This window comes from Mycobacteroides sp. LB1 (assembly GCF_013449725.1).
Classification (GTDB): domain Bacteria; phylum Actinomycetota; class Actinomycetes; order Mycobacteriales; family Mycobacteriaceae; genus Mycobacterium.
In genome coordinates, this window is record NZ_JACCFF010000003.1 from 385,125 (window position 1) to 410,929 (window position 25,805).

25 protein-coding genes and 1 pseudogene are annotated in these 25,805 nt (G+C 63.4%); 11 read left to right on the forward strand and 15 right to left on the reverse strand.

Translation table 11 applies throughout. The features are described from left to right. Positions 1-69 precede the first annotated feature (69 nt). Positions 70-1,140: a hypothetical protein gene (locus MLB1_RS15560; protein WP_180750711.1), complete on the forward strand. Its 1,071-nt coding sequence runs from the start codon at positions 70-72 to the stop codon at positions 1,138-1,140. Positions 1,141-1,341: 201 nt separating this feature from the next. Here MLB1_RS15560 and MLB1_RS15565 read toward each other — a convergent pair whose 3' ends face one another. Further along, the gene (locus MLB1_RS15565; RefSeq protein WP_180750712.1) at positions 1,342-1,617 is read right to left on the reverse strand and encodes an HNH endonuclease domain-containing protein; all 276 of its coding nucleotides are present in this window, start codon (positions 1,615-1,617) and stop codon (positions 1,342-1,344) included. Positions 1,618-1,661: 44 nt separating this feature from the next. On the opposite strand from MLB1_RS15565, the gene MLB1_RS15570 reads away from it, so the two are divergent. Then, the gene (locus tag MLB1_RS15570; RefSeq protein WP_180750713.1) at positions 1,662-2,249 is read left to right on the forward strand and encodes a hypothetical protein; all 588 of its coding nucleotides are present in this window, start codon (positions 1,662-1,664) and stop codon (positions 2,247-2,249) included. A 108-nt stretch (positions 2,250-2,357) separates the two neighbouring features. On the opposite strand, the gene MLB1_RS15575 is transcribed toward MLB1_RS15570, so the two are convergent. The 3 genes from MLB1_RS15575 to MLB1_RS15585 all read right to left on the reverse strand — a co-directional run bounded on the left by MLB1_RS15575 (position 2,358) and on the right by MLB1_RS15585 (position 4,307). Next, complete coding sequence (locus MLB1_RS15575; RefSeq protein WP_180750714.1) at positions 2,358-2,594, reverse strand: hypothetical protein; 237 nt, start codon at positions 2,592-2,594, stop codon at positions 2,358-2,360. Positions 2,595-2,757: 163 nt separating this feature from the next. After that, entirely contained in the window at positions 2,758-3,594 is an 837-nt protein-coding gene (locus tag MLB1_RS15580; RefSeq protein WP_180750715.1) for a hypothetical protein, read from the reverse strand. Positions 3,595-3,635: 41 nt separating this feature from the next. Beyond that, positions 3,636-4,307: a hypothetical protein gene (locus MLB1_RS15585; RefSeq protein ID WP_180750716.1), complete on the reverse strand. Its 672-nt coding sequence runs from the start codon at positions 4,305-4,307 to the stop codon at positions 3,636-3,638. Between the two features lie 156 nt (positions 4,308-4,463). On the opposite strand from MLB1_RS15585, the pseudogene MLB1_RS15590 reads away from it, so the two are divergent. From MLB1_RS15590 to MLB1_RS15605, 4 genes and pseudogenes are all read left to right on the forward strand, one after another. Continuing rightward, positions 4,464-4,637, forward strand: a pseudogene (locus tag MLB1_RS15590) (site-specific integrase); the annotation flags it as partial. A 318-nt stretch (positions 4,638-4,955) separates the two neighbouring features. Continuing rightward, entirely contained in the window at positions 4,956-5,468 is a 513-nt protein-coding gene (locus MLB1_RS15595) for a hypothetical protein (protein ID WP_180750717.1), read from the forward strand. After that, entirely contained in the window at positions 5,465-6,622 is a 1,158-nt protein-coding gene (locus tag MLB1_RS15600; protein ID WP_371750633.1) for a hypothetical protein, read from the forward strand. The genes MLB1_RS15595 and MLB1_RS15600 overlap by 4 nt, the downstream gene beginning before the upstream one ends. Continuing rightward, positions 6,619-7,776 (forward strand): hypothetical protein, encoded by a 1,158-nt coding sequence (locus MLB1_RS15605; protein WP_180750718.1) that lies wholly within the window; start codon positions 6,619-6,621, stop codon positions 7,774-7,776. The genes MLB1_RS15600 and MLB1_RS15605 overlap by 4 nt, the downstream gene beginning before the upstream one ends. On the opposite strand, the gene MLB1_RS15610 is transcribed toward MLB1_RS15605, so the two are convergent. Further along, on the reverse strand, positions 7,716-8,138 hold the full coding sequence (locus MLB1_RS15610) for a transcriptional regulator (RefSeq protein ID WP_180750719.1): 423 nt from the start codon (positions 8,136-8,138) through the stop codon (positions 7,716-7,718). The two genes, MLB1_RS15605 and MLB1_RS15610, sit on opposite strands and share 61 nt — an antisense overlap. A gap of 272 nt (positions 8,139-8,410) precedes the next feature. Further along, complete coding sequence (locus MLB1_RS15615) at positions 8,411-9,103, reverse strand: GAP family protein (RefSeq protein ID WP_180750862.1); 693 nt, start codon at positions 9,101-9,103, stop codon at positions 8,411-8,413. 276 nt (positions 9,104-9,379) lie between these two features. On the opposite strand from MLB1_RS15615, the gene MLB1_RS15620 reads away from it, so the two are divergent. Then, complete coding sequence (locus MLB1_RS15620) at positions 9,380-10,075, forward strand: CPBP family intramembrane glutamic endopeptidase (RefSeq protein WP_180750863.1); 696 nt, start codon at positions 9,380-9,382, stop codon at positions 10,073-10,075. On the opposite strand, the gene MLB1_RS15625 is transcribed toward MLB1_RS15620, so the two are convergent. Then, positions 10,072-10,506, reverse strand: coding sequence for a DoxX family protein (locus MLB1_RS15625; RefSeq protein WP_180750720.1), 435 nt, complete (start codon positions 10,504-10,506; stop codon positions 10,072-10,074). The genes MLB1_RS15620 and MLB1_RS15625 overlap by 4 nt on opposite strands. An 83-nt stretch (positions 10,507-10,589) precedes the next feature. Between MLB1_RS15625 and MLB1_RS15630 the strand changes: the two genes are divergently transcribed. After that, the gene (locus MLB1_RS15630) at positions 10,590-11,150 is read left to right on the forward strand and encodes a TetR/AcrR family transcriptional regulator (RefSeq protein ID WP_180750721.1); all 561 of its coding nucleotides are present in this window, start codon (positions 10,590-10,592) and stop codon (positions 11,148-11,150) included. Here MLB1_RS15630 and MLB1_RS15635 read toward each other — a convergent pair. From MLB1_RS15635 to MLB1_RS15645, 3 genes are read right to left on the reverse strand one after another with little or no spacing between them, the layout of a single operon-like run. Further along, positions 11,147-11,710: a DUF4352 domain-containing protein gene (locus tag MLB1_RS15635; protein WP_180750722.1), complete on the reverse strand. Its 564-nt coding sequence runs from the start codon at positions 11,708-11,710 to the stop codon at positions 11,147-11,149. The genes MLB1_RS15630 and MLB1_RS15635 overlap by 4 nt on opposite strands. Further along, positions 11,707-13,353, reverse strand: coding sequence for a CocE/NonD family hydrolase (locus MLB1_RS15640; RefSeq protein ID WP_180750723.1), 1,647 nt, complete (start codon positions 13,351-13,353; stop codon positions 11,707-11,709). The genes MLB1_RS15635 and MLB1_RS15640 overlap by 4 nt, the downstream gene beginning before the upstream one ends. Positions 13,354-13,363: 10 nt before the next feature. Next, positions 13,364-15,145, reverse strand: coding sequence for a hypothetical protein (locus MLB1_RS15645; RefSeq protein WP_180750724.1), 1,782 nt, complete (start codon positions 15,143-15,145; stop codon positions 13,364-13,366). A 70-nt stretch (positions 15,146-15,215) separates the two neighbouring features. Between MLB1_RS15645 and MLB1_RS15650 the strand changes: the two genes are divergently transcribed. Continuing rightward, a complete protein-coding gene (locus tag MLB1_RS15650; RefSeq protein ID WP_180750725.1) occupies positions 15,216-16,148 on the forward strand; it encodes a GDP-mannose 4,6-dehydratase in 933 nt (310 codons plus the stop codon). Here MLB1_RS15650 and MLB1_RS15655 read toward each other — a convergent pair. Beyond that, positions 16,104-16,499 carry a DUF2304 domain-containing protein gene (locus MLB1_RS15655; RefSeq protein ID WP_358147051.1) on the reverse strand — a complete coding sequence of 132 codons (396 nt, stop codon included), beginning with the start codon at positions 16,497-16,499 and terminating at the stop codon, positions 16,104-16,106. The genes MLB1_RS15650 and MLB1_RS15655 overlap by 45 nt on opposite strands. Beyond that, positions 16,499-17,209: a glycosyltransferase family 2 protein gene (locus MLB1_RS15660; protein WP_180750727.1), complete on the reverse strand. Its 711-nt coding sequence runs from the start codon at positions 17,207-17,209 to the stop codon at positions 16,499-16,501. Before MLB1_RS15660 ends, MLB1_RS15655 begins: the two co-directional genes overlap by 1 nt. Positions 17,210-17,252: 43 nt before the next feature. On the opposite strand from MLB1_RS15660, the gene MLB1_RS15665 reads away from it, so the two are divergent. Together MLB1_RS15665 and MLB1_RS15670 are read left to right on the forward strand one after the other, a co-directional pair. Next, positions 17,253-17,657 carry a DUF2628 domain-containing protein gene (locus MLB1_RS15665; protein WP_180750728.1) on the forward strand — a complete coding sequence of 135 codons (405 nt, stop codon included), beginning with the start codon at positions 17,253-17,255 and terminating at the stop codon, positions 17,655-17,657. A gap of 71 nt (positions 17,658-17,728) precedes the next feature. Beyond that, complete coding sequence (locus MLB1_RS15670) at positions 17,729-19,114, forward strand: wax ester/triacylglycerol synthase family O-acyltransferase (protein WP_180750729.1); 1,386 nt, start codon at positions 17,729-17,731, stop codon at positions 19,112-19,114. 20 nt (positions 19,115-19,134) lie between these two features. On the opposite strand, the gene MLB1_RS15675 is transcribed toward MLB1_RS15670, so the two are convergent. The 3 genes from MLB1_RS15675 to MLB1_RS15685 are packed head-to-tail and all read right to left on the reverse strand — an operon-like array spanning position 19,135 to position 25,783. Further along, the gene (locus MLB1_RS15675) at positions 19,135-20,397 is read right to left on the reverse strand and encodes a hypothetical protein (RefSeq protein ID WP_180750730.1); all 1,263 of its coding nucleotides are present in this window, start codon (positions 20,395-20,397) and stop codon (positions 19,135-19,137) included. Beyond that, complete coding sequence (locus MLB1_RS15680; RefSeq protein ID WP_180750731.1) at positions 20,394-21,746, reverse strand: M1 family metallopeptidase; 1,353 nt, start codon at positions 21,744-21,746, stop codon at positions 20,394-20,396. Before MLB1_RS15680 ends, MLB1_RS15675 begins: the two co-directional genes overlap by 4 nt. Further along, positions 21,743-25,783, reverse strand: coding sequence for a Pls/PosA family non-ribosomal peptide synthetase (locus MLB1_RS15685; RefSeq protein WP_180750732.1), 4,041 nt, complete (start codon positions 25,781-25,783; stop codon positions 21,743-21,745). The genes MLB1_RS15680 and MLB1_RS15685 overlap by 4 nt, the downstream gene beginning before the upstream one ends. Between the last annotated feature and the right edge of the window lie 22 nt (positions 25,784-25,805).

A 25,805-nucleotide genomic window follows, 5' to 3' on the forward strand; every position in this document is an offset into this window, starting at 1 on the left:
GGGATACGCGCGCCGTAGCCCTGATTGCGTGTGATGATGTTCTCCCGGTATCGATCGGTCGGAGGTCATATGAGGCGGCTTGACAAGGTCGTGCGCGATCCCGACGTTCGACACAACCCCCTGTACGGCCCGGCGCCGGACGATCACTGTCCGTGCGGCTCTCGCAGGCAGACGAAGCGTTGCCATCGGGCTACTGACCACACGTGGGTCGCGGAGCGTCCTCCGGCCCTAATTACGGGGCCACGAAGCGGCTATGCCAATCCCCGCTGCTACGCGAGGGTTAGCAACGATTGCGACGATCAACTGACACTTGAACACTGGATCAGCGACGATCTCCTGGAGCGTATTTCGGCCGATAAGAAGGTCGTTGCCGTCCAGGGTGCGTCATGGCAGGCAAGTAGTGAAAAGAAGACAGTCGGCATCAAAGGCGTATCGACCAGGATGTTGTGCGAGAGACATAACAAGGCTCTGTCACCGCTTGACTCTGTTGCCGCGGAGTTCTTCGCCCACCTGCGCGACGACCTGGTTGATATGACGTGGCACCAGGGAGTCGTCGATTTTGCTCGTGGATTCACCATGGTAAATGGTCCACATCTGGAGCTATGGCTACTCAAGGCACTCTGGGGTGCGATAGAAGCGAAAGCCCTTGTAGTTAATGGCCATCGCGCCTATCGCTTTCGCCTTGGGGTTACTAACGACGTGCTCGCCGAGATACTTTGGCGCGGTGCTGAATGGCCTAAGCAGTGGGGTATGTATGTGCTACTTGATCGTGACCACGACGTACCTGTGATCCCGAACTCGGTGCGAGTCCGTCTCGCGAGCATGGGCAGCGAGGTTCTCGGGGGCTTTTTCGAGATTGGAGGATTTGAGTTCCTGATCTCCTTTGAGCTGCCGCCCGTGAGACGCATCTATCGTCCTGCGGCTCTGACCTTTCAGCGAACCGGTTTCCGTAGCTGTTACAAGATGGCCGCGTTCGCGTGGCCGGAGACGGGCCACGAAATGGTGAACGTCTGGAGCCAGCGGGGGCCTAACGAAAGTGTTCGCGTTCCCCCCAATGCCAGGGCAGGGAGCCTCGCCGAGCAGACCTTCCCAGGTTCTTTCAACATCACGAGTGGAGCTGAACGGAACGCTGAACCTTAGCCTGCGATCAATCGTTGTTTAGCGGAGGCTCTGGTGGAAAACGTGGTGTATAGAAAGCCGCCTATGCCATGAGGTGCGACCAGACGCCAGGGGAGGGGTATCCGGGCGGGGCGGTGTCTTCGTGGCCGTCAGCGTGGCACTCAAAGCCGCCTAGGCATTTGGCGTAGTACGTCAGCGATGACATCACCTGTGGCGTTGTGGTCACCACCAACATCTTTCGGTGACGAACTGGGCGCCTATGTCTTCGGGGAGCTTGTCGCTCTTGTCCCGGTTGCACTTTCGGTGCGATGGCACCTTGTTGTCGAGTGTATCGATTCCACCCTTGGCCAGCGGCACAAGGTGATCGACCTGATAACTCAGTGGCTCAAGGTGATTGGCCTCGTAGTCGATAGCCCCACCACAGTGATAGCAAGGCGGCTTGCCTCGCGCTAGGTAGCGTCTGTGCTTGTCGCGGAGTGTGGTGTTTCGGCTGGCCATGTTTTCAATCCTCTGGCCAGGCCATCCGGCGATAGAATCCGTAGATGGCGACATTCTGGATTGCTGTTGCAACGGCTGCCGTGACCGCGTTTGTCTCGGCGACGCCGCCGAGCGTGATTGCATACTTGAAGCATCGGCGACTCGTGCAATTGGAGAAACAGCGTGATGAACTGGTGCGGGACAATGAGTTTCAGTCACGTCAGGAGGCCGCGCTCACCCGGGCTCTGTCAGATGATCCGACTCAGCGCGACATTGGACTGGCTAATTTGGTCGAACTCCGCGACGGTTCGCTGTCCACCCCAGAGCGTGCTGCAAGGGTCCAGACGCACATAGATCGCGTCAAGCTGACCATGTTCGGCAAGTTGACTATTGGGTTAGCAGACTTCTCGGAGGCCAGCCTTGATCGCCAACCCTCATCCCCAGCACTATCGTTTGGAGATACGCCTATTGACCGGGCGATTCGCGAGTGCATGGCCACCCTCGAGGAGCGAGGGCGACAGCTGGACGACGAAATTCGACAGTCAAACAGCAGGCTACGACGGATGGGCTTGAACCTAATTAACGGCAGTACTGATCCGGATGGGATTGTTCCGGACGTGGTTAAGAAACTTCGCGCTCAAGGAGATCATTGAGGCGGTCGATTTCTGCGCAGATGTCGTCCGCCGCGTCTTCGTCACCGCCGATTTGAGCTTGGGCGAATAGTCTTGCCTGGTCTTCGATCTGGCGCATCAGGCCAAGGCTCATCGCCGTGCTAGGCCACGTGTGGCGTGCTCAGCTTTGGCTACGTCAAGCAGGCGGTACAGCTTGCGGCCACGGTCATCCTGCCCGCTCTGCGCAAGCTTGATCTTGTCCTTAGCGCGGCCGTATCCCCTTGAGGCCCATTGACGGACCGTGACGGACCGGACGCCGCAGATGGTGGCTGCCTCTTCGGCGGTAACGAGGGAGTCGGCGCCTTCCGGCGCGAGAACCGCAGTCATGTTCACCCCTGAAATGCGAAAACCCCTCCGCGTGTACGAAGGGGTTCTGAGTGTGGGTATAGCTCTGTCAGTCCCCTCGATAATACATGTAACACTTGGGTTCTCGCATCTCGCCAGTTCTCGGCGTGTCCGCTCCGTACCTCCGGGCTCCTGGATGACCCGACTAGCTCAACTCCCATGGCTTGCGTAAATCGATCGGACCGATTCCGGCGGCGGCCGCATAGCGATCCATCGCTGTCCGTGTGGCCACCATTGCGACCCGAACGCTGCCGAGGAATCGATCAGCTGGAATCGCACTGTCGTAGACAACGAATCGTTCATCGCTGCCTGGGCGCTCCTCTACGGCGTACCTCGCGGACCAATGAAAACCGTGTGCCCTGCCACTGAGTAATCGCCACTCTGACAAGAGGTGCGGCGAAGGCTGGTGTCCCGGCAGAGCGATTGCTGGAATCCGCTCCCCGCCGAGTCGCACAATCTCCGTGTCACTGGTCTTCTTTTCGATGGTTGAACGGCCGATGTTGAGGCGGTCTCCGTCAGTGACCACTTCCTCAGCGCGCTCTTTCAGGCGGATGAGCCATGGGTCTAGGTCTCGGTTGGCGCCATACCAATCCGGGGAGAGGCCCGCTGCGAATTCAAGCTCCCTCTTGCACTGTTCGCGAGCGATCATCAATGCCCGCGTTCGCCGCGTCAGCGAGTTGTCATCAAGAATCCAAAGTGACGTGGCGGATCCGGTGATCGATGAGCGCACGAGTGCGGGGTGCCCAATCCCGCGTACACGACCCAGGTCCAGGAGGGAACTACAGACCACGTAGAGGCAATCCAACGCGCTCTTGAAGGGCGTGACAACGAGTTCACTCATTGACATCACCGTGAACTTGGCATCGTCCTGGTCAATATTCGATCCGCTGCGGGCGCGATCATTGCCTTCGATCCATAAAATGTGCTCTTTGACGACATCGCTACACAGCGCAGCGATGCGAAGGGCGTTGCTGTCCATCATGATCAGAGGCTAGATGAAGTTGCGGTGTGCGGCGGTGAGATTCATGAGTGCGCCTCGGTGACAAGCTCTTCAAGCACCATCCGCGTCCACAGCGGGTAGTGCTCGCTGCGGATCTGCGTCTGGCAGTTGCCGCACTCAATCCAGTCGCGCTGCACGTCGATGTACCGCGTCAGTGTCCGCATGTCGCAGTCAGGGCACGGCGTCGGCAGCGCGATACGCGGCCTCGTGAGGCCCAATTGGCTACGGACTTTCGAGTGCAGCCCATGCCATTCGGCGATGATGTCGGGCGCCCAGTCCTGGCGGCACAGCTTGTCGATTCGCGTCGCGAGGTAGGTGTGCGCCGAGACGACCGCCGCCCGCTCACTGGGGTAACCCTCGCCGGGCGGCTTGTGGCCTTGCTCTGCCACTGAGCTCGCGAGATTGTCGTGCGCTGCCCGTAGGCATGTGGCGATCTGCGTCATCATGTCTGAGGCCCATTCGGCGGGGTGGCCGTAGTCCTTCACCTTGGCGCCGCGCATCTTGTCGCCCTTGTTGGGTGCGGGGAGCTGGTGCAGCTGCACCCAATCGAGTACGACGCGCTCCAGCGCGCTGGCGACGCGGCGCTGGCAGCCCTGACACATGCCGTCCGGCGTGTGGGTGGGCTTGCCGTTGTCTCGCTTGCAATCCGGGTGGGCGCACATCTCGATGGCGCTGCCCTTGGCGGTTGTGGTCATTGGTCAACTCCCATGGATTCGATGAGCCGCACGGTGTCGGCGGATTCGTCCGGCACGAAGCTGATGTCAATGGACTGTGAGCCGTCGCCGTGGGTGTGCGTGCTGACGGATCGCACCTCACCGGTGAGGGTTACGCCGTTGACGAGCAGGGCGCGGTTCCGCAAGGCCGTGGCGACCATCCTCGATGACGCCGGGCTGTCTGCACGGATCGCTGCCGATGTGCTCGGCCACGCTGACCCCTCGATGACTCAGCGCGCGTACATGGCACGCGGGCGGGCGCACAGCGAAGCCGCGACCGCCGTGCACCGGGCGATCAGCGGCCAGCCGTAGGCATCCGGCATCGCCCAGGACGGTGGACACTAAATGGACACTAATTCGCACGACGTGACGACTTTTCGCAACTGTGTTCGACTGTCCATGACTGTCCAAAATCGGAAGTATCCGCAGGTATACGGCTATTTTTCGACTGTCCTTGACTGTTGCTGACTGTCCGTGTTAGTCCACTTTTCCGCGACTGAATAGGTCGGGGGTTCGATTCCCCCGGGCAGCTCCACTCTGGAGCTGGATGTGACGTAGATCCCGTCTGGTTGGGGGCTGTTGACACGCCTTCTGCTGTATCTCTCGCTGCGGGTCGCTAGATTAATGACCATGTGGTTCGCGCGGCGCGGTCAGGGTTCGATCGTTGCTGCGGTGGATGAGGTACTGGCCGCTGCCGCCGGTGTGCCGGAGTCGATTGTCGATGTCACCCGCAGCTGGGCGGAAGCCAACGGTCGCGTAGTCGATATCGAGGATGCACCACTGTCGGCCGGCGTCTTCGGCCAGTGGATCTCCTTCCCCGATCGAGATCTCGTGCAGGTCGGCCGGGGAGTCGTCGGCCGTGACCGCACGATCGCACACGAATTAGGGCACATGGTGTTGGGGCACCGCGGATTGCCGGTTGCGGAGTTTGCGGCCGAACACGTCCGGGCGGTGCCACCAGAGCTGGTTGCCCGCATGCTGCAACGCAGTTGCGGAGTTGACGATGCGGCTCATGTCGGCGACCAATGGCCGGAAGACGAGCTGGCTGCTGAGCGGTTCGCGGCGCTGCTGGTACGTCGCTTGCGGGCGGGGCGAGGTGTCTCTCCGCGGTGGAGCCGTTACGTGGATGACGCACTGGGGTGACCATTACCCACTCCGAGTGGGAGTTCATGCAGATTGCGCGTATCGCAATCCTGATCTGCTTTCTGCCGGTTCTGTTGTATCGGGCCTGGCGGTTAGTGCGGTATCCGACATCTCTTCCGGCGGTTGCGGTCACGAGCTGCGCAGTGACCGTATGGGTCTGGCTTCTCGCATTCACCGACTGGGTGTGGGCGGTCCTGCCGCCGGTGGTTCGGGCTACCAGCATCGGCGGTGGAGCGACGGTAACTATCGCGGCCTGCTTGCAGGTCTTCGCCGTAGGCATCAGTGCAGACGTCTTGCCGGCGCGGATACGTCGTGATCTACGAATCGTCTTCACCGTAGCGGCGCTTGTTCTTACAGCGGTGGCCGTGTGCATGAGTAACAGCCACGCACTGACGGCCACGGATGATCTGTACACGCTCGCCAATGTGCTGATGAACGGTCGTGGCGATCGTGGATCAAACACTGCCTTAGTGGTAAGCAACACCTACCTGATAGTGGTGCTGGTTCAACTCGTTTGGCTTGGGCTGCGGAATGCAGACGCAACACCGGTCGGTACCGGCCTGGGTTTGTTGGGAGCTGCCGCGGCATTCGAGATTCTGTCCGTGGTCTCCGGAGGGATTTGGCGGATGCTGAGCCACGGACACGACGTCATCTCCAGCTACTCCGGTATGTGGCTGCAGAGCCTGTTCGGATGTCTCGGTGCGGGTTTGATGATCATGGGCCTATTCTGGGCACCAGTGATGTTGCGTACTCAGGCGCGGCGGGACAAGCGTCGGCTCCGACCGCTTCACGACGCGCTTGCCAATCTTTTTCCGGGGCTGTTTCCACCGATGGAATCTCGTATTAGGTTGTCGGATTTAGTATTTGAATGGATGACACATATACAAGACGGCCTCACTCTCTTGGTGCAGCGCCGCGGGATTCCGGTGGAAACAGGTGTGCCGATTCCCGCGGATCAAGCCGACCACGTGCTGGGCGTGATGAATTGGATCTCTGGCCAATCGGTTTCGGGTTTCAGCTGTGAATGGCTCCGCCCTCCAACAGGTGTGAGCGATCAGAACTGGGTGCTGGCGATCGCCGATGCGTATCGCAACCATGAGGAGGATTGGGTGGGCCAGGAAGCGAAACGCGAGAGTCTGTCGGCGAGAACGTGAGTGCCAACGCGGCGGCCTGGGAGAGCCTGCGGGCTGTCCGGTTCGTGGTGCTGGGATGCTTCCTGCCGATCTTGCTCTACCGAATCTGGCGGATAACGCGACATCCGACTTCAGTTCCGGCATACGCGGCGTTGGCTTTCGGAGTGTGGGCGTGGATTTGGCTGCTGATATTCGACGACTGGGTGTGGTCGTTGCTGCCGCCGAGTGTGCGCACCATCAGCATGGGTGGTTGGCCGGCTATCACGATCGTTGCCTGTTTACAGGTCTTCGTCGTCGGCATTGCCGGCGATGCTTCGCCGGCACGTATTCGCCGTGGGCTGCGAAACACCTCTGTGGTGGCCGTCCTTGTGCTCATCGTTATCACGGTGTTGGCGAGCCATAGCCGGGTGATCGGCGGCATGGACGATATAAACGCCGCAGCCGAAATCCTCCGGACTGATGGTGATCCCGCAGCGGTCGCTGCATTTGTAATAAGCAATGTGTATGTGATCTTCGTGGTCGTTCAGCTCGCGTGGGTCGGGTTCAGGCACGCTGACCGCACACCCGTCGGGATCGGCCTTGGGTTGTTGACGGCCGCGTCGATAGCCCAGATCGTTGAGAGTATTTGCGGAGGGATCTGGGGCCCCCTGACACGCGGCGAGGGGTTCATGGGGAGCGCGTATGGGCTGTGGCTTCAGACCGGGCCTGGCGGTATCGCTGCGATCTTGATGGTCTTGGGCTTTCTCTGGGCGCCGGTGATGTTGCGTGTTCAGGCACGGCGGGAGATGCGTCGGCTCCGACCGCTGCACGATGCACTTACCGATATTTTTCCGGGGCTTGTTCCGCCGGCGGAGTCGTGGATCCGATTGTTGGACAAAGTATTCGAGTGGAGTACTCATATCCAGGACGGCCTCACACTGTTGGCGCAGAGCCGCCAAGTCCCGCTGGAAACCGACACTCCAGTCCTGAGCGGTAAGTTGGAACGTGCCTTGGCTGTAGCGAATTGGCTGGTCGGCCAAACTGTTCCGGGATTCAGCTCCGAATGGCTCCGAGCTCCAGATGGTGTGAGCGATGAGGCTTGGGTGCTCGCGATCGCCGAGGCTTATCGAGAGCGTCAGGAAGGCTTGGAGGCCTTGGCTTCCTTGTCGGGTATGCCTTCCACCTTGCGAAGGTGATCGACCATATCGGCAATGGCTTGCCGACTGTGCTCGGATAACGCGTAGCTGCGTTGCGCGATTTCACGCACTTTCGAGTCGCGCAGCTGCACAAGCCAATCCAGATCGCGATTCACTGATTCGGCGTAATCGGTGTCATAGAAGTAGGCGGGGCTCACTTGAAAGAACGCCGCCAGCGCCGCGACGATCTCCGGAGCCGGGTTCGATCGTTCGCCCTTGCGTAGGAGGGACAGATAGGGCGACGACAGCTCGACACCGTGCTCGGCAAGTGCGGCGACCACCTCGTTGAGGGAATAGGGGCCGCGCCCGGCCGGGTGCACGGTGGCAAACAGATGGCTCAATCGCCGCGAAAAGTCAGGCACCGTACCCCCTTACATGCTGTCGCTCCGCTGCCCAACGATACACGTCGATGCTGTGCTGTTCATCGTAGGTTTGCGGGTGTCCGAGCGATATGCAACCTATCGGAAGGGTAAGTGATTGACAAGCACTATTTACTGACAGTAATGTCCGGAGTATTCGTTCGGCTAATCAAGATCGAATGCGTCGGCTGATCAATCGCTGTGCTCATCGTGGGGTTGAGCACAGCGGGTGGTCAGCCGAGTTTGTTGGTGCGGCCGTCGAACGCCACCGCTGGCTAGTGACTCCACATTGCGTTGTGATGTACCAGCGCATTGGTAATAAGGACGGCCCCCAGGCATAGAAAGATGATGCGGATCGCGATGGGTCCGTGTCGTGTCACCGTGCGTACCAACGCGCGCTGCACCCGTCGCGCGTCAGGAGACCGTCGCGTGGAGAGCACCAGAATCAGCAGACTCGGCAGCGTGGCGATCACGCCGTAGCCGACCACTAGCAGCAGCCACATCCCCGGCAGCGGGTGACGCGAGGCCAGCATCGCCAGCGCGCTCAGGTACGGCACCGATGTCGGAGCCTCCGCGAATCCCAGCGCGAGCCCCACAAGCGCAAGAAGCCACGGATGGCGTCGCGCAATACTGCGGATCCACGGCGGCGTCACCGGCTCGGAGAACCACGTCAATGATGCAAACGCGATGAGCAGGATTCCGATGATCAGCTGCGCCCAGTACCGAGTCGACGGGGTGATGTCGGAACCCGCGGATACGTCGGTCAACGAGCGCACACCGAGCACCGTCGCCACCCCGAATGTGAACAGCGCCACGAATAGCCCGGTGATGAAGCTGAGTCCGCCGGGAAGTGCGGATCTGCGCTCCAGCCGGCTGGCGTACACAATCGCCGTCGCGACGCCGATATTGAGCACGTTGAGTGCATCCAGGCAGGCGAATCCTGCGAATGCCAGCAACAGGGTGAGCACGATTCCAGAACTTACGGGAAGGCGCATTATGTTCCCGGCTAGCGCGGCGGTGTTGTGTGCACCGCCACAGCGGTCTGAGCACCCGGCCGCATCGCCGCCCCCTACTGCGGCGCAGCGGGCGCCGAAATCCGGCTGACTTTGACGCCGGATGGCACCGTCACGTCGTACTCACGACTGGATCACACTCTGACCTGGGGCAACGGGAGGGCCGGTACCCTGGACCGGATGCCTACTCAGACCTCGGCGGCTGCCGCGCCCCTGCACGGATTGCGGGATGTGCGCACCTATATCGATATCGCCGTTGTGGTCGCTGTTCTTGTCGCCACCAATCTGATTGCCCACTTCACCACCCCGTGGGCGAACATCATTGTGATCCCGGTGGCCGCCTTCGGCCTGCTCGCCTTGATCCGCTACCGCGGTCACTCCTGGGCCGAGTTGGGCTTGGGCCGTGACCATTGGCGTTCGGGCGCCAAGTACGCGGCCGTCGCGGTCGTCATCGTCGGCGCTGTGATCGGAATCGGACTTCTGCTGCCGATGACCCGACCGATGTTCCTCAACAGCCACTATGCGACGACGGTGTCGGGCGCATTGCTCGCCTCCTTCGTCCTGATTCCGCTGCAGACAGTGATCCCCGAGGAGCTCGCGTTTCGCGGCGTACTGCACGGGACGATGGCCAGGGCTTGGGGTTTCCGCGGGGTCGCGGCCGCGGGGTCGCTGCTGTTCGGCCTCTGGCATATCGCGACCTCGCTGGGCCTCACGACTGGAAACGTAGGGCTCACCAAGCTGCTTGGCGTCGGCCCGTGGGCGCAGGTCGCCGGTGTCGCCGGCGCGGTGGTCGCCACCGCGATCGCCGGATTCGTCTTCACCTGGTTGCGCCGCCGCAGTGGCAGCCTGTTGGCGCCCATTGCACTGCATTGGTCGCTCAACGGGATGGGAGTCCTGGCCGCGGTCCTCGTCTGGAACATGGTCTAGCCCCAGACGACGATCGCCGTCGCCGCGAGGAACAGCAGCTGTTCGACGGTGCGCCACCCCAATGGCGTGGAGAGCGGGTTGGTCCGCTGGTTCGCGGCATACACATTGGCCGGAAACATCACCACCAGCAGCAGGCCCAGGCAGGCGGCCGCCAGCACCCTCGTCGGGGGAACCACCACGCCGATCGCGCCGAGTAGTTCGAGTACCCCGGTGAATGCCACCAGGAGTCCGGGCGCCGGAAGCCGGGGCGGCACGATGGCGATCATCGCGTCACGCATCTTCGGTACGAAATGCGCGATCCCGGTCAGCGTGAACATCGCGGCGAGACCGACTGCGACGGCTGCCGGCCAGGAATCGACGGGTGTGAATCCCTGGGCACCGGCCAGATGTGCCAGCACGGTCCCTAGTACTAACGCGATCAGTGGAGCCATGACCGTTCTCCAATCTTGACAGTGACTAGTTCTACGATACCCAAGAACTAGTCACTGTCAAGATCTCGGGCTATGCTGGTGTGATGTCGTATCACCACGGCGATCTCAGGACGGCAATACTGGCCAGCGCCGCCGATATGGTGGCCCGCCGCGGCACCGCAGACCTATCGCTGCGCGAACTGGCTCGTGAAGCGGGCGTCTCGCATGCCGCGCCCGCCCACCACTTCCGAGACCGCCGCGGTCTGTTCACCGCGTTGGCCGCCGACGGATTCACCAAGCTCGCCGAGGCGCTCGACGGTGCACACCCCGACTTCCATGCCGCCGCGCTGGCCTATGTGGACTTCGCCCTGGCCAATCCGGGCCACTACGCCGTGATGTTCGAGCCCGCGCTCCTTGATTCCATCGATGGACCGCTGAATGCCGCGCGAGACCGTGCCGGTGCCGCCTTGAATGCCGGGATCGCGACGTTGACGCCGGGGCAGACATCGGCGGACAGCGCCACCGCGGCCCGTGCGGCATGGTCCTTGGTGCACGGGTTCGTCTCACTGTGGTCCAGTGGGGCGCTTGCCGATTCACGCAACGATGCTGATCCGAGGGAACTTGCCTCGCAGATCGCCTACGCGCTGTTCCCGTCGGCCGACTAGCCGAGCATTACCGCGGCGCCCTTGGATCCGCTCTCGGTGTGCAGGACGATCTCCTTGGGCACAGTGCCGGCGGGCACGTCGTAGACGAGTGCGGAACGTTTCTGTGCGCCGGGTCTGAGCTCCGCACCGGGTTCGAGTTGTTCGGCGTTGCGCGCCAAGATGTTTGCCATACTGTCGGGCACATACTCCTTACCGGCCGCATCCCGAAGCTTCTGTGTGTCCCCGAGGAAGGAATGCGTCACCTTACCGAGGTTCAGAACTTCGACGTGTACGACGACAAAGGCGCCGGTTGCATTCGCCTGTAAGGCCGGATTGGCCGGGTCGCCGACGGTACCGGCATTGCTCACCCGAGTGATCACGAAGGCAAGATCGCCATCTTGCACCTGCTGACCAAGGACGCCGGGCCTGCCTACTTCCGCCGTCACCACCTTGGTCTCAGCGCCGCCACCGGTACCGCCGACCTGGATAAGGGTGGGACGGCTTTCGGACGCGCCGCCGCCTCCGCACGCGGCAACAAGGATCCCGATAATTCCCAGGGCGGGAAGGTATTTCATGATCACGATGTGCGCATCACCGGCAGTGTAATGGTCGACGGGTGTGTCTTGTCATGGCGTATCTCGAAGCGTATCGGGAGGATGCGGCTAGCGGTCGCGAGTGGCTCGCCGGTGCCGGTATTGCGGGCGTGATTGGGAAAGGCGCCCCCGCTGACCTGTATCCGCAGGCGGTGTCCCCGCGCAAAGCGGTACCCGGTGGGATGCATGGTCACCTCCACCGGTGAACCCGTCATGCCGTTCAGCCTGACGATTCCGTCGGTGACATTGTGGGACAAACCTTTTCGGTCAACATCGCAGAGCCTGACGAAGAGGTCGCCCTGACCGCTGTCGGTTGTCGCGTATACGGATGCCGAGACGGGGCCGATTAGATCCAGGTCGCTCGTGAGCGGCCCGGTGGTGAAAACCAGTACATCGGAACGTTTCTCGGTCGAGGAGTTGTCTCGTTGGCCGGAAGCCCTGGCGTCCAGCAATGGCCCACCCACCACCGGCGTGGGGTCTGCCGGGTCGTACGAAAAGGTATCGATGGAGTTATCACCTTGCGGTGCTTGCCAATCAAGACCGCGATCGGCCTGCAGATACAGTGGAGTGGGCGTCGACTCTTTAGGTGGCCACTGCTCGAAGTCCAGCCATTGCCCGGCCTTCTGCAGGTAGATTCGCACCGGTGCGCGGTGGGTCGACGAGGTATCGCTGTGTAGATGCGCTGCCAGCCACGAAAAGCTGTCGGTAATCGCCGTCTTGATTGACTTGGTGTGGTCCCACGGGCCGATGGTGATACGTCGCGGGCAGTCGGCCTGCTGCAGCTCGGTGTAATCGCGCAGCTGGCCCACTAGGAGCAGATCCCACCACCCGGTCACCATGCTCACGGGTGTGCTGAGCGTCGCGAGCCTCGGGGTATGGTTGATCTCGTCCCAATAATCGTCGTCGGTGTGGTCGGTTACTGTGCGCCAGAACGGTTCTGGCTTCCCTATCGCGGCGTTGTCGGCCTGGCCCAGGGGGAGATGGTCCATGGCGTGGCGCACCCGCTTCTCGTGGGCACCCACACGCAGCAGGCGAGTCAGCTGCGAGCCCTCCGGTGAACCGATCGCCGCCGACCAGCTCAGCAGGTTGTGCAGATTGAATGCCCCGCCAGGGTAGAAGAGTTCTGTGAAATTGCTGGTGGTGATCGCCGGGCACATGGCCGCCAACGGTGGCTCGACATAGGGCGCCACCGCCCACTGGGTGTGCCCGAGATACGACGGCCCGGCGGTCGCCAGCGTGCCGTCGCACCACGGCTGTTTCCGAATCCAGGCCGCGGTGGCCAGGCCGTCCTCGCGTTCCTGCCGAAACGCGTCGAACCTGCCCTGGGAGCCGAATTGACCCCGAGTGTCCTGCAGCACTACCTGAAATCCCTGACGAGCCAACAATGTTGACCACAGTTGGCCGATCATGCCCTGTTTGTCGTACGGAGTGCGAAAGATGACGACTGGCATCGGATCCTGCCCGGGTGGACGGAAGTGGTCGGTCGCGAGCTGGACGCCGTCGGGCATCGTCACCTTGATGTCCCGCCGCGTCTGCACTTCGGTGGTGAGGGGTTCGGGCAGGTCGAGTAGCTTTTCAAGGACAGGAGCGGACAGTCGTCCGGTCCAGGTCAAAGCCAGTTCTCCGAGCATGGCGCCCAATCTACCGGGGAGCGAGCGCTCCCACCGGCCCGACGGCTACGCATAACGACAGCGACTGTGTAATCGGTTGCAGAGTAAGTGAATTCCCCGAACCTGGCAGTCTGATGAACACCCGGTTAAGCCCGCCGCGTACCGGAACCTTAACCCTGGGTCCGTTGGTGAGCGAGGCCCACACCGCGCCCTCGGTGTTGCCCAAGTAATTCAGTTCGACGACCCAGTCCGCAGGGAGTAGCGGTCCCGTCAGCGGCATGGTCGCTGTGGACTGCACCAGATAGCCGCAGTCGGGGACCGGCCCCTCGGTGATGGCGCGCGTCCATGTCACCTGGGCGTCCAGCAGGTCGCCATTGCGGTCCAGCATCCGTAACTGGGTGGTGGTGGAACCGATCTCTGGTCGGGGGCGCACCAGGGCGAACATGTGGCTCAGCAGGTTCTCCGGTCGCACCACGTTCTGCAGCACCAGTGGGTCTACCTCCTGGTCGAGCACCGCGGGCCCGCCCGCGACCGCGGCCAATGATTCCTTGACGTTGGCGATGTAGGGCGAGGCGGGATTGTTTTGCCAGCTACGCAGATAACTGACCGTCGAGACCAGGCTGCTCCCCACGAACATGGTCAATGCCAACGCAACCGCCGTGGTGCGTCGTGCAGAGTTGTCCAAGTACCCGCTGCCCGGACGATTGGGGGCGGTGAGCCCGACCGCGGCCAATAGCGTCGCGACCACCACCAGGTCCGGGAGGTACCGCAAGGTCTGCGCGAGCAGCAGCGCCGTGAACGCGGACGAGCGCATGAGATAGATCGGCACCTGACTGGCCACCAGGTAACCCAACAGCGTCAGCCACACGAGCCCTAGCCGCCGCTTGCGGAGACAGGTCAGCGCGATCGTCGCCCCCAGCGCGAGTGCCCCAAGGCAGATCATGAACAGTGACGGCTCAGCCCAGGGGGAGCTCGGCACCCATCGGTCCCAGCGCCACGGCCCGCCCACCAAGCCGGGCAGCATGCCGTGCGTGAACGACCGTTGCAGCAGGGCCCATGTCATCGACAGGTCGGTGCTCCACCGTTTCTGGTCGACTACCACCAGATACAGCGCGATCCATCCCGCGGTCAGTGCGCCCGCGGGAATCCACAGCCAGACGCCCCGCCGCCAGGTCCGTGTCAGTGCGAGCCACCCGTGCCCGCGCAGATAGGCCAGTAGCGCCAGCACCGCGAACGCCACGAATGGAATGACCACCGACTTCTCGAAGAACAGCAGGCCGCCCAGGAACGCGCTCATCGCCGTCGCCGCGTACCGGCGGTTTCCGGTGCGATCCAGCAGTACCGCATCGCCCACGAACCAGCACATCGCGGTCAGCATCGGCAAGGAGTTCAGTGCGGCGGCCCACCAGGTGAATCCTGGTATCGCCAACGGTGTGAACAGCGCGAAGGTGAGGGGAACAAGCAGCACCGGCCGCCATCCCAGGATCACCCACAGCGCCCGCAGTAGCGCCAGGGACGCCAATGCCTGCAGGATCACCAGGCTCAACGCGGGCCAGAACCAGTTCAGTGGTGCGAGCTTGGTGATGATGCCCGCCAGCAGGAAGGCTGCGGGCATGACGTGGCCGTCATGGTCGTCGAACAGGTACGACGGCGAGAACAGGCCCTGCGTGCCGGCACGGCCGACCAGGATCAGGTCGTCCCAGTAGAAATTGCCCCCGAACGCCAACACACCGCGAACCACGAGGTGCGTCAGGATGAGTGCCATCGCTGCGACGGCAACTCGGTTCAGCTGGGCAGGAAGTCGGACGAGCATCAGTGCCAGACCCTATCGGTAGGGTGGGGGCCGAAATCACGAGCTTGCTACGGCATAGAGGAGTCGCCACGTGCGCGCAATGGTTACCGGAGCCGCAGGATTTATCGGATCAACACTGGTCGACCGGCTGCTGGCGGACGGGCACGAGGTAACGGGACTGGATAACCTGGCTACCGGCAAGGTGGCGAATCTGGATGCTGCTGAGGCGCATTCCGCCTTCACCTTCGTCAAGGACGACATCGTCGAGGCGGATCTGGAAGCCGTCCTGGCTGAGTACGCGCCCGAGGTGATCTTCCACCTGGCCGCGCAGATCGATGTGCGCCACTCGGTGGCCGACCCGCAGTTCGATTCCTCTGTCAATGTCGTCGGCACGATCCGGCTGGCCGAGGCTGCGCGCAAGGCAGGTGTGCGCAAGATCGTGCACACCTCCTCGGGCGGATCGATCTACGGGACCCCGGAGCAGATCCCCACCAGTGAGGCGGTCCCCACAGATCCGCATTCGCCGTACGCCGCGGGCAAGGTGGCCGGCGAGATCTACCTCAACACCTTCCGTCATCTGTACGGGCTGGAATGCTCGCATATCGCACCGGCCAACGTGTATGGGCCACGCCAGGATCCGCACGGAGAGGCGGGCGTAGTCGCAATCTTCGCGCAGGCGCTGCTGGCGGGACGCCTCACCAAGGTATTCGGTGACGGTGGAAACACCCGTGACTATGTGTTCGTCGATGATGTGGTGGAGGCCTTTGTGCGCGCCTCCGGCCCGGATGGCGGCGGGCAGCGTTTCAACATCGGCACCGGTGTGGAAACCAGTGACCGGCAACTGCATTCGCTGGTTGCGGCCGCTGCGGGCGCATCCGACGATCCGGAGTTCCATCCGCCCCGGCTGGGCGATTTGCGTCAGTCCTGCTTGGACGTAGGTCTGGCCCGGAAGGTGCTGGGCTGGGAGCCGAAGGTGGCGCTAACGGAGGGAATCGGCCGGACCGTCGAGTACTTCCGGGGCTAGCCCCGGATCGGTTGAGCCCTGCGGGGACTCGGCACCGCGTAGCGCGACTGCGCGCGCCAGCCGCGAGTAGCGCAGCTCCAAATCCTTGAAACGCAGGTAGGTGCTGAGCGTCGTGAACGCAAACGCGATGATGAGCGCATACAACATCAGGTCCGTACCGCGGCCCAGGCCGAGCCAATGTGCCAGTGTGGTGGTGTCATTGGGGCGCAGGATGGCGTAGATACCGGCCATCACGAAGACCACGAACCCGAGCTTCACCCATGCCTTCGCCTGTGCGGTGCTGCGCGAACGTAGCAGGTACACCAGCAGCAGCAAGACCGCGACGATCAGCAGCGGCTGTATCCAGGTGATCACGGCAACCTCCGGCGGAACGCGGTGTCGAACATGATGTTGACCCCGTTGATAAGCGACTGGCCCTTGGCCATCGAATACTCGGTGTACAGGATATCGACCGGCTGTTCTGCCACCCGCCAGTGGTTTTCGGCGATCATCGCGATGAACTCACTGGCGTGGCCCATACCGTTCATGGTGATGCTGAGACCATTGGCAACGGTCCGGTTGAATACGCGTAGGCCGTTGTGGGCATCGGTGAGGTTGAGGCGGCGGGTGCGGGGACTCAGCAGCACAACGGTTTTCAGCACGATGCGCTTGATGAGGGGCACATGGCTTGGCACGGCCCCGGCACCGAACCGGGTGCCGACGATGATGTCGAGAGGTTCCAGGCGCAATCTGTCCACCATGGCCACCACGTCCTTGACCTGGTGTTGGCCATCGGCGTCGAATGTCACGAAGATCTGGGCGCCCGGCTGTGCGCGTGCGTATTCGACACCCGTCTGAATGGCTGCGCCCTGTCCCAGGTTGACGGGGTGCCGGACCACATGCGATCCGGCGCCGTGCGCAAGGGCAGCGGTGTGGTCGGCACTGCCGTCGTCCACGCAGACGATATTGGGGAAGGTGCCGAGCGCCGCGGCGATGACGTCGGCGATGACTGGTCCCTCGTTGTAGGCGGGGATGACCAGCCAGGTATCAGCATTGGCGCTGTTGCTCCCTGGAATGCTCACTGGGATCAACGTAGCACCGGTGACGGCGGTAGATTGCCCCGCTGTGACCGACATACATGATCGCCAGAATCTGGCGGAGATCTGGCAGATGCGTTTCGACTTCTTCGACCGGTACGGCACCCCCGGGTCGACCCCGGAATCGAAGGCGGCCTTCAAGGCGCTGCCCTTCGGTGCGCGTTTTCGGTTGACGGCGAACTTCTGTGCGTTCTTCTTCGGCCCGATCTACTTCTGCGTCAAGGGGATGTGGCAGAAGGGGCTCACGCTGCTGGGTCTGAACGCGGTTCTGATGGTCATCTTTGCGATCCTGCCTCTCCCGGATGCTGCCGTCACGGGTGTCGGCGTAGGTGTGGGCGTCCTGCAGATGAGCATCGCCAACTACGCCTACTACCTCCACTATGTGAAGGGCAGCCAGTCGTGGAATCTGTTTGAGGGCATCGGTTGGCGCTGACCGAAACAGTGCATCACACCCATCCGGCCGATTCCACCGGATCACCCGCCCGGCGCGGTTAAGTTGGCGGGATGAGGCGGTTGTCTGGAGTAGATGCGGCGTTCTGGCATGCCGAAACGGCGGGTTGGCATATGCACATCGGGGGACTGTCCATCTACGACCCCGCCACTTCGCCGGACTATAGCTTCGAGCGGGTACGCAGCCTCATTGTCGAGCGGCTTCCGTCGATGCCGCAGCTGCGCTGGCGGGTCACCGATGTCCCGTTGGGGTTGGACCGGCCGTGGTTCGTCGAAGACGAGGAACTCGATCCCGACTTTCATATACGTCGTATCGGTGTTCCCGCGCCCGGCGGTCGCAAGGAGCTGGAGGAGCTGGCCGGCCGGTTGATGTCGTACAAGCTCGACCGCTCGCGGCCGCTGTGGGAGCTGTGGGTCATCGAGGGGGTCGAGGGTGGACGCGTCGCCACGCTGACCAAGATGCACCATGCAATCGTCGATGGCGTCTCGGGAGCGGGTCTGGGCGAGATTCTGTTCGATATCGCCCCGGAACCTCGACCAGCACCGGCCGATACCGTCGGGTCGCTGGTCGCGCTGGGGCTTCCCAGCAGGGAGCGAATGTTGTTGAGTGCACTGGTCAATATCGGTGTGAAGACGCCCTACCGGGTCGCCAGGCTGGTTGAGCAGACGGTGCGGCAGCAGCTGGCGGTTTTCGGCATGGAGCGGAAATCACCCGGATACTTCGAGGCCCCGCACACTCGGTTCAATGCGTCCGTGTCACCACACCGACGGATCTCCGGTGCGCGCCTCGAGCTTGCGCGGGTGAAGGCGTTGAAGGATGCGTATGGCGTCAAGGTCAACGATGTGGTGTTGGCCATCGTCTCCGGCGCCGTCCGCGACTATCTGGCTAAAAGGGACGAACTGCCCGACAAACCGCTGATCGTGCAGATACCGGTCTCGGTGCGCACCGAGGAAACCGGTGGTGAGGTCGGGAATCAGATCAGCTCGATGACCGTCTCGCTGGCGACGGATATCGAGGACCCGGCCGAGCGGATCAAGGCGATCTACCAGGGAACGCAGGGCGCCAAGGAAATGGCGCGGGCCATGTCGGCACATCAGATCATGGGGCTGACCGATACGACGCCACCCGGGCTGCTGCAATTGGCGGCGCGGGCCTACACCGCCAGCGGGTTGTCCCGGAATCTGGCGCCGATCAACCTGGTGCTGTCGAACGTCCCGGGGCCGGCGTTCCCGCTCTACATGGCCGGCGCACAGCTGGAGTCGATGATCCCGCTCGGCCCACCGGTCTTGGATGTCGCCCTCAACATCACCTGCTTCTCGTACATGGAGCACATGGACTTCGGGTTCGTCACCACGCCCGAGGTTGCCGCCGATATCGACGAGATGGCCGACGGGCTTGAGGCCGCGCTCGTGGAGTTGGAGCACGCCGCGGGGATCTGAACGGCCTACCTGCAGCCGGCTCAGTCGATGACGGGATCAAGCGTTCCCGGCTCATCGCTCCAGAACGCAAGCGCAGCAAGATGTGCCACGATCCCGACGACGGGCCCGCCGATCAATGCGATCACCGTCCGTTCCTCGAGGCCGAGAGGCAACAGCAGCAAGAGCGCCGAGACCACCGTGGCACCAACCCATCCCGCCGAGTACGCGAGGTGACGGGCATGCGCCACCGTGGCAGCCCCGGTCAGGGTGAGGAGCGCGATCATCACCGCACCCGCCGTCAGCCAGCCCAGGAGCGGTCCACCCGCCTGATACGCGGGATCGAACGCCGTCCGCAGCAGCCAGGGGCCGATGGACGCCGCGAGTGCGATACCCACCGCTCCGACCCCGATGATGATGGCGGCAGGGGTCAGCAGCGCGTGCAGACGCCGGTCCCGTTCATCCACGAAATGGGCGATGAGGTTGCCCTGCAGTGCCGTTAGCGGCACCAACAGGGGCGCGCGGGTCAGCGTGACGGCCAGGATCACCACACCGCCGGTGGTGCCGAGATCACCCGCCGTCGACTGCAACAGCACCGGGAAACCCATCACTAGGACCGCGCTGGCCGCAGCCGCGGCGATCGAATGTCGGGCGCCGCGCAGGAATTCCATGACGTCGACCAGTGCGGGCACCGTCAGCGCCTCGCGAGTGGGTTTGGACACGAGCGTGAGCAGCAGCCAGGACATCGATCCCGCCACCGTCGCCCAGAGATAGCCGACAAGCCCTATGGTGGCCACGAAGGTGACGACGGCAACCACCAAACGGATTCCCGCATCGGTGACCATGAGAACGCCGTATTGGGTCCAGCGACTCGAGCCGGCCAGCGCGCCCAGCGTGGTCGCGTGCATACAAAACCCGGCGAGCCCGCCGGCCAGCAATGCCACGCTGAGCCAACGGAACTCGGTGAATACGTGCGATGCCCACAGTGGTGCGGTGCCGACGATCCCGACGGCAGAGGCGATCGCGAATCCGAAGGCGATCCTGATCGGCAGTGTGGTGGCCAGCGGTGACCGCTCCCGCTGCGCCAGTGATAGCCGCACTTCTCGAGTGGTCTCCTGCAGCAGCCCGTTGGCCGCGCCGGTGACCAAACCGAAAGCGCCCCAGAAGACTCCGAACACAGAGAACAACGCGGGACCCAGCTCCCGGGCCGCGAGATACAGCACGATGTAGCCACAGATCGCGCTGATCGCCGTGGCGGCACCGATCCGCGCGACACTGGAGCGGGCGCTGGGGCCGGCGTCGGTCACTTCCGGTCCAAGGGTGGGAGGCGTTTCTCGTACAGCCACGCGGACCACAATGGCCGCAACGATTCGTCGGAGTACCCGGCGGCCAGGCCCGTGAAGTCATCGGTAATGACGGTGCTGTGCCGGTATCGAGTGGTCCAGTCCTGCAGTAGCTCAAAGAACTTCACGTCGCCCAGCCGCAACCGCAATGCGTGCAGCGTCAACGCCCCACGTTTGTACACGCGATCGTCGAACATCAGTTGCGGGCCCGGGTCGGCCAATAGTAAGTCTTGCGGGAGGTCCTTGAGCTTCTGGTGATAGTGCCGGGCGCGGGCATCGGCCGACGGTCCGCCGGACTCCTCGGACCACAGCCATTCGGCGTAACAGGCGAATCCTTCATGCAGCCAGATGTCACGCCAACGGCGTGCGGTGACGCTATTGCCGAACCACTGGTGCGCCAGCTCGTGCGCGACGAGCCGCTCGGAGTGCCGCTCCCCATCGCAATGGTTGGCGCCGAACACCGAAATGCCTTGTGCTTCAAGAGGGATATCGAGATCATCATCGGCGACCACGACAGTGTATCCGGCGGCGAAGGGGTAAGGACCGAACTGTTTGATGAACAGCTTCATCATCTGCGGCTGTCTACCGAAGTCGTATGCGAACCGGTCACGTAGACGCGATGGCAGCGCGGCGCTCATCGGTACCGGATTCTTGGCGAGCTTGACGGTCTGATAATCGCCGATCTGCAATGTCGCCAGGTATGGGGCCATCGGCTCTGGCTGCTCGTAGGTCCAGGTGGTATGCGCCGCCCGTACGCGCCGGGATACCAGCTCCCCATTGGAGATAACGCAGTATGGGCTGTCGCTGCTGATGACAAACCGGTAGCTTGCCTTGGAGCTGGGGTGGTCGTCACAGGGGAACCAGGACGCCGCACCGTTGGGCTGTCCGGCCACCAGCACGCCGTTGGTTAGCTCCTCGAACCCGACATCTCCCCACATGCTGTTGACGGGGCGCGGTGATCCGCCGTACCGAATCACGACGGTCATCGCCGCGCCGGCCGGGATGGCGGTGACCAGCTTGACGGAGATCTTTCCGGCGCGATGTCCGAAATGCGTTGGACGTCTGCCGTTCACGGTCACCTTGGAGACGCTGAGGGTATCGGCGAGATCGAGGGTGAACTCCTTGAGTGTGGCGAGGGTGACGGCGGTGATTGTCGCGGTACCGGTCAGCCGGTTGATGGCCACCTTGTACTCCAGGTCCAGCTCATAGCGTGACACCCGGTATCCGTAGTTACCGTTCTGCGGCAGATAGGGGTCTATGACGGGCGGCCTCGGGGGAAGTCTTTTGGCCGCCTTCTTGCCTGGTTTGGTCATGCGGCCGCTGGACCCTGGTCATCTGGGTCCTTGTCCTTTGGACCCCTGCCGGCCTTGGGCTTCTTTGGTGCCAGTGGGTCCAGTTTGCTCCATGGCGAAATCGGGTTTCCCTGCCATCGGGTAGACGGAGGGACCACATCACCGCGGACCACGAGGGAGGCGGGACCAACGGTGGCACCCGCGCCGAGCTCTGCGGCGGGCAGCGCCACACAATGCGGTCCCAGGGTGGCGCCCTCGCCGAGAGTCACGGTGTCCATTCGCATGATCCGGTCGTGGAACAGGTGTGTCTGCACCACACAGCCGCGGTTCACGGTCGCGCCCTTGCCCAGGGTCACCAGATCGGCCTCGGGTAGCCAGTAGGTCTCGCACCACACACCGCGGCCGATCTTCGCGCCCAGCCCGCGAAGCCACCAGTTCTGCATCACCGTTCCCGATGCGGCGCGTGCAAACCACACGGCGGCAACCGTTTCCACAAATGTATCGGCGACCTCGTTGCGCCAGACAAACGACGACCACAGCGGCTTCTCGACGGACTTTGTGCGGCCCACCACCACCCATTTGGCCACCACGCTGATCACGCCCGCCACCAGTCCGGCAGCCAGCAGCACCACCCCGCTCAATGCGGCAGCCACCCAGAAGTTGAACCGGATGGCAATCGTCTGCAGGGTCAACAGCACCCCGACACCGATCCCGAACGTGACGATGATCGGAATGATGCGGCAGGTTTCGACGATCGAGCGCATGACCTTGAGTCGGAACGGCGGCTCGAATGTGCGCGCGGAGTCCGCGTCATCGGCCTTGCGGCGCAGCCGTTTCGGCGGGCTACCGATCCACGATGAACCCGATTTCGCCTTATGGGGGGTCGCGGACAGCACGGCCACCAGCGCATCGTTGGGAACCTTGCGGCCGGGTTGGGTGATCCCCGAGTTACCCAGGAACGCGCGCTTCCCGATCCGGGCCTTGGCGATGTGGATCCAGCCACCCCCCAACTCATAGGAGGCGACCATGGTGTCATCGGCCAGAAAGGCGCCGTCGTCCACTTCGGTGAACTTTGGCATCAGCAGTGCCGTCGAAATCTCGGTGTTCTTACCGATTTTCGCGCCCAGTATGCGCAGCCACCACGGAGTCAGCAGGCTTGCGTAGATGGGGAATAGATAGTTACGCGCGGCGTCCATCAGGCGTTCGGTGCCCCACAGCTGCCACCCCTGTCGCCCGCGGACCGGGTGGTACCCCTCGTGCACGCCGATCGACAGTAACCGCACCAGCACCACGGTGATGCCGGCGTAAACGATCACACTGACCAACGCCGCGCCGGGAGTCCAGATGAGTGCGGGCACAACGGCTTCACAAATCGTGGCGGCATCCTTGATGCCGAATGCCACCACGGCCAAACCGGCCGCCAACGCCAACAGCGGCAGTCCACCGATCAGGATGGAGGTTATTCCGTAGATCGCAATCCACTGCGCGGCACGGGGTGGACGATAATCGGGCCACGGATGACGCGCCTTACCGGATTTGACGGCCGGCGAACCCTTCCAGTACTGACCGTTCTTCACCCGCCCTATGACACCGGAACCCGGTGCCACGTCGGCGTTCTTACCGATAACCGCTCCCGGCAGCAGGGTGGTGCGTGCCCCTACGGTGGCGTCATCGCCGATGATGATCGGGCCGAGGTGGAACTTGTCGCCATCCACCCAATGCCCGGACAGATCGACTTCGGGCTCGACGGAACTGCGGTGACCAAGGGTCAGCCATCCGGTTACCGGCGGCGAGGAATGGAGGTCAACGCCGTTGCCGACACGCGCACCCAAGGCTCTGGCGTAGTACACCATCCACGGTGCGCCGGAAAGGTTCTCGGCGCCACTGGCGGTGGCCAGCCGGTCGGCGATCCACACACGTAGATGCACGCTCCCGCCACGGGGGTACGTGCCGGGCTGGACGCCGGATAACAGCAGCCGTGCCCCGATGACGGTAATACTCATGCGGCCCAGGGGAGTGATGAACAGCACGAAGGCCGCCAGCACCAACCACCAGTTGACCGTGACCAACCACGGGACCGCGCTGAACGTCGCAAATACGTTGTTGGCCAGGGCAAGCCACGTCGCCCACTGCAGACCTGTGAGCGTGGTCAGCGGAACGGTCGCGATAACCTGCGCCAGCTCTGCCAGGCGCGGCACCGGCTCGACGATTCGTGGTTCGACCGCGATGGGAGGCGACAGCTCGTCCAGGAAGGTGGCCAGCGATCCGAGTCGTGGTTGGTCGTACAGGTTCGCGACTGTCACCTGCGGGTAGCGCTGCCGCAATGCCGCCACCAACTGTGCCGCGGAGAGCGAGCCGCCGCCAAGAGCGAAGAAGTCGGCCCCGGGCCCGTCGATGGGTGCCGCCAGGACGTCGCGCCACAAGCCGGCGAGCCAGCCCATGGTGCCGCCGAGCTCGGTTGCGTCGTCATCGGGACCCGCCCCCGGCGGCGGCCACGGCAGCGCGTTGCGGTCGACCTTCCCCGATGTGCGCGTGGGTAGTTCGTCCAACTTGACCAGGCGTGGCACCAATGCCGCGGGAAGTGATTCGGCCAGGCTTGCGCGGGCCGCTGCGATATCGAAGTTGGGGTCGGCGCTGGCGATGTAGCCGACCAGCAGCGGGGTGCCGCTGGCGGTCTTGCGCACCGCGGCGGCGCCGCCACTCACGCCGGGCAGGTTGACCAGCGCCGCATCCACCTCGCCGAGTTCGATGCGGCGGCCGCCGACCTTCACCTGGTCGTCGGCGCGGCCCTGGAAATACAGCCCGTCGGGTTCCAGGCGTACCAGGTCTCCGCTGCGGTAGGCCCGCGACCACCCCAAAGTGTCTAGGGGTGCGTACTTTTCGGCGTCCTTCTCCGGGTCGAGGTATTTGGCTAGGCCGATACCGCCGATCACCAGCTCACCGATTGCGCCGTAGCCGACCTGATTGCCCTGAGCATCCACGACTGCCAGATCCCAACCGGGTAGCGGCAATCCGATGCTGACGGGGCTCACGCCGTCGAGCTGCGCCGCGCATGCCACCACGGTCGCCTCGGTGGGGCCATAGGTGTTCCACACCTCGCGCTTGAACGAGTCCTCACCTCCGTCGCCCAAGGCCAGCCGCTCCGCCAGATCCGGCGGGCAGGCCTCGCCGCCGAAGATCAGCAGGCGGACGGCCTCCAGAGCTTCTGCCGGCCACAACGCTGCCAGGGTGGGCACCGTGGACACCACGGTGACATCGCGAGATACCAGCCATGGGCCCAGGTCCATGCCACTGCGCACCAGGGATCGAGGGGCGGGGACCAGGCAGGCGCCGTAACGCCACGCGAGCCACATCTCTTCGCAGGAGGCGTCAAAGGCCACGGACAGACCTGCCAGCACCCGGTCGTCCGGTCCGATCGGGTTGTCTTGCAAGAACATCTGTGCTTCGGCGTCGACGAAGGCGGCGGCATTGCGATGCGTTACCGCTACCCCCTTGGGGGTGCCGGTGGAACCCGACGTGAAGATGATCCACGCGTCGTCGCGTGGTGTCGGCTTGGTGGCGCGCCAGCCCCGCGACGACCCGGGGCCGCGAACGAGCCCGTCGGGGGTGATGACGGCTGCCACCTGCGCCTCACCGAACACCAGTGCCGCACGCTCCTCGGGATCATCGGCGTCGACGGGAACGTATGCGGCTCCGGCGGCCAGAGTCGCCAGGATCGCCACGTAGAGCGAGTAGCTGCCGGACGGCATACGGATGCCGACCCGATCACCGCGCCCGATCCCCCTGGCGCCAAGCCATTCGACGCTCGACTCGACGTCGACGATGAGTTCGGAGTAGGTGAGTTGCACCGTGCCGTCGTCGATGGCGGGAGCGTCGGGGTTCTCCGCGGCCGTCGCGTAGAGAATGTCGATCAGGGTGCGCGCCGGAGGCGCGGACCCACCGAGGAGGTACTGCGGGGGGATCGGGTTCTTCGCGCCAGCGGGAGGCTCGGGTTGAGGCACGGGATCCGGTGCCTCTTCGCGCGCGCGGGTGGTGGGTGACTCGTCGGGGCCGGTCACGCTGCTCCTCGTAATTTCCGCG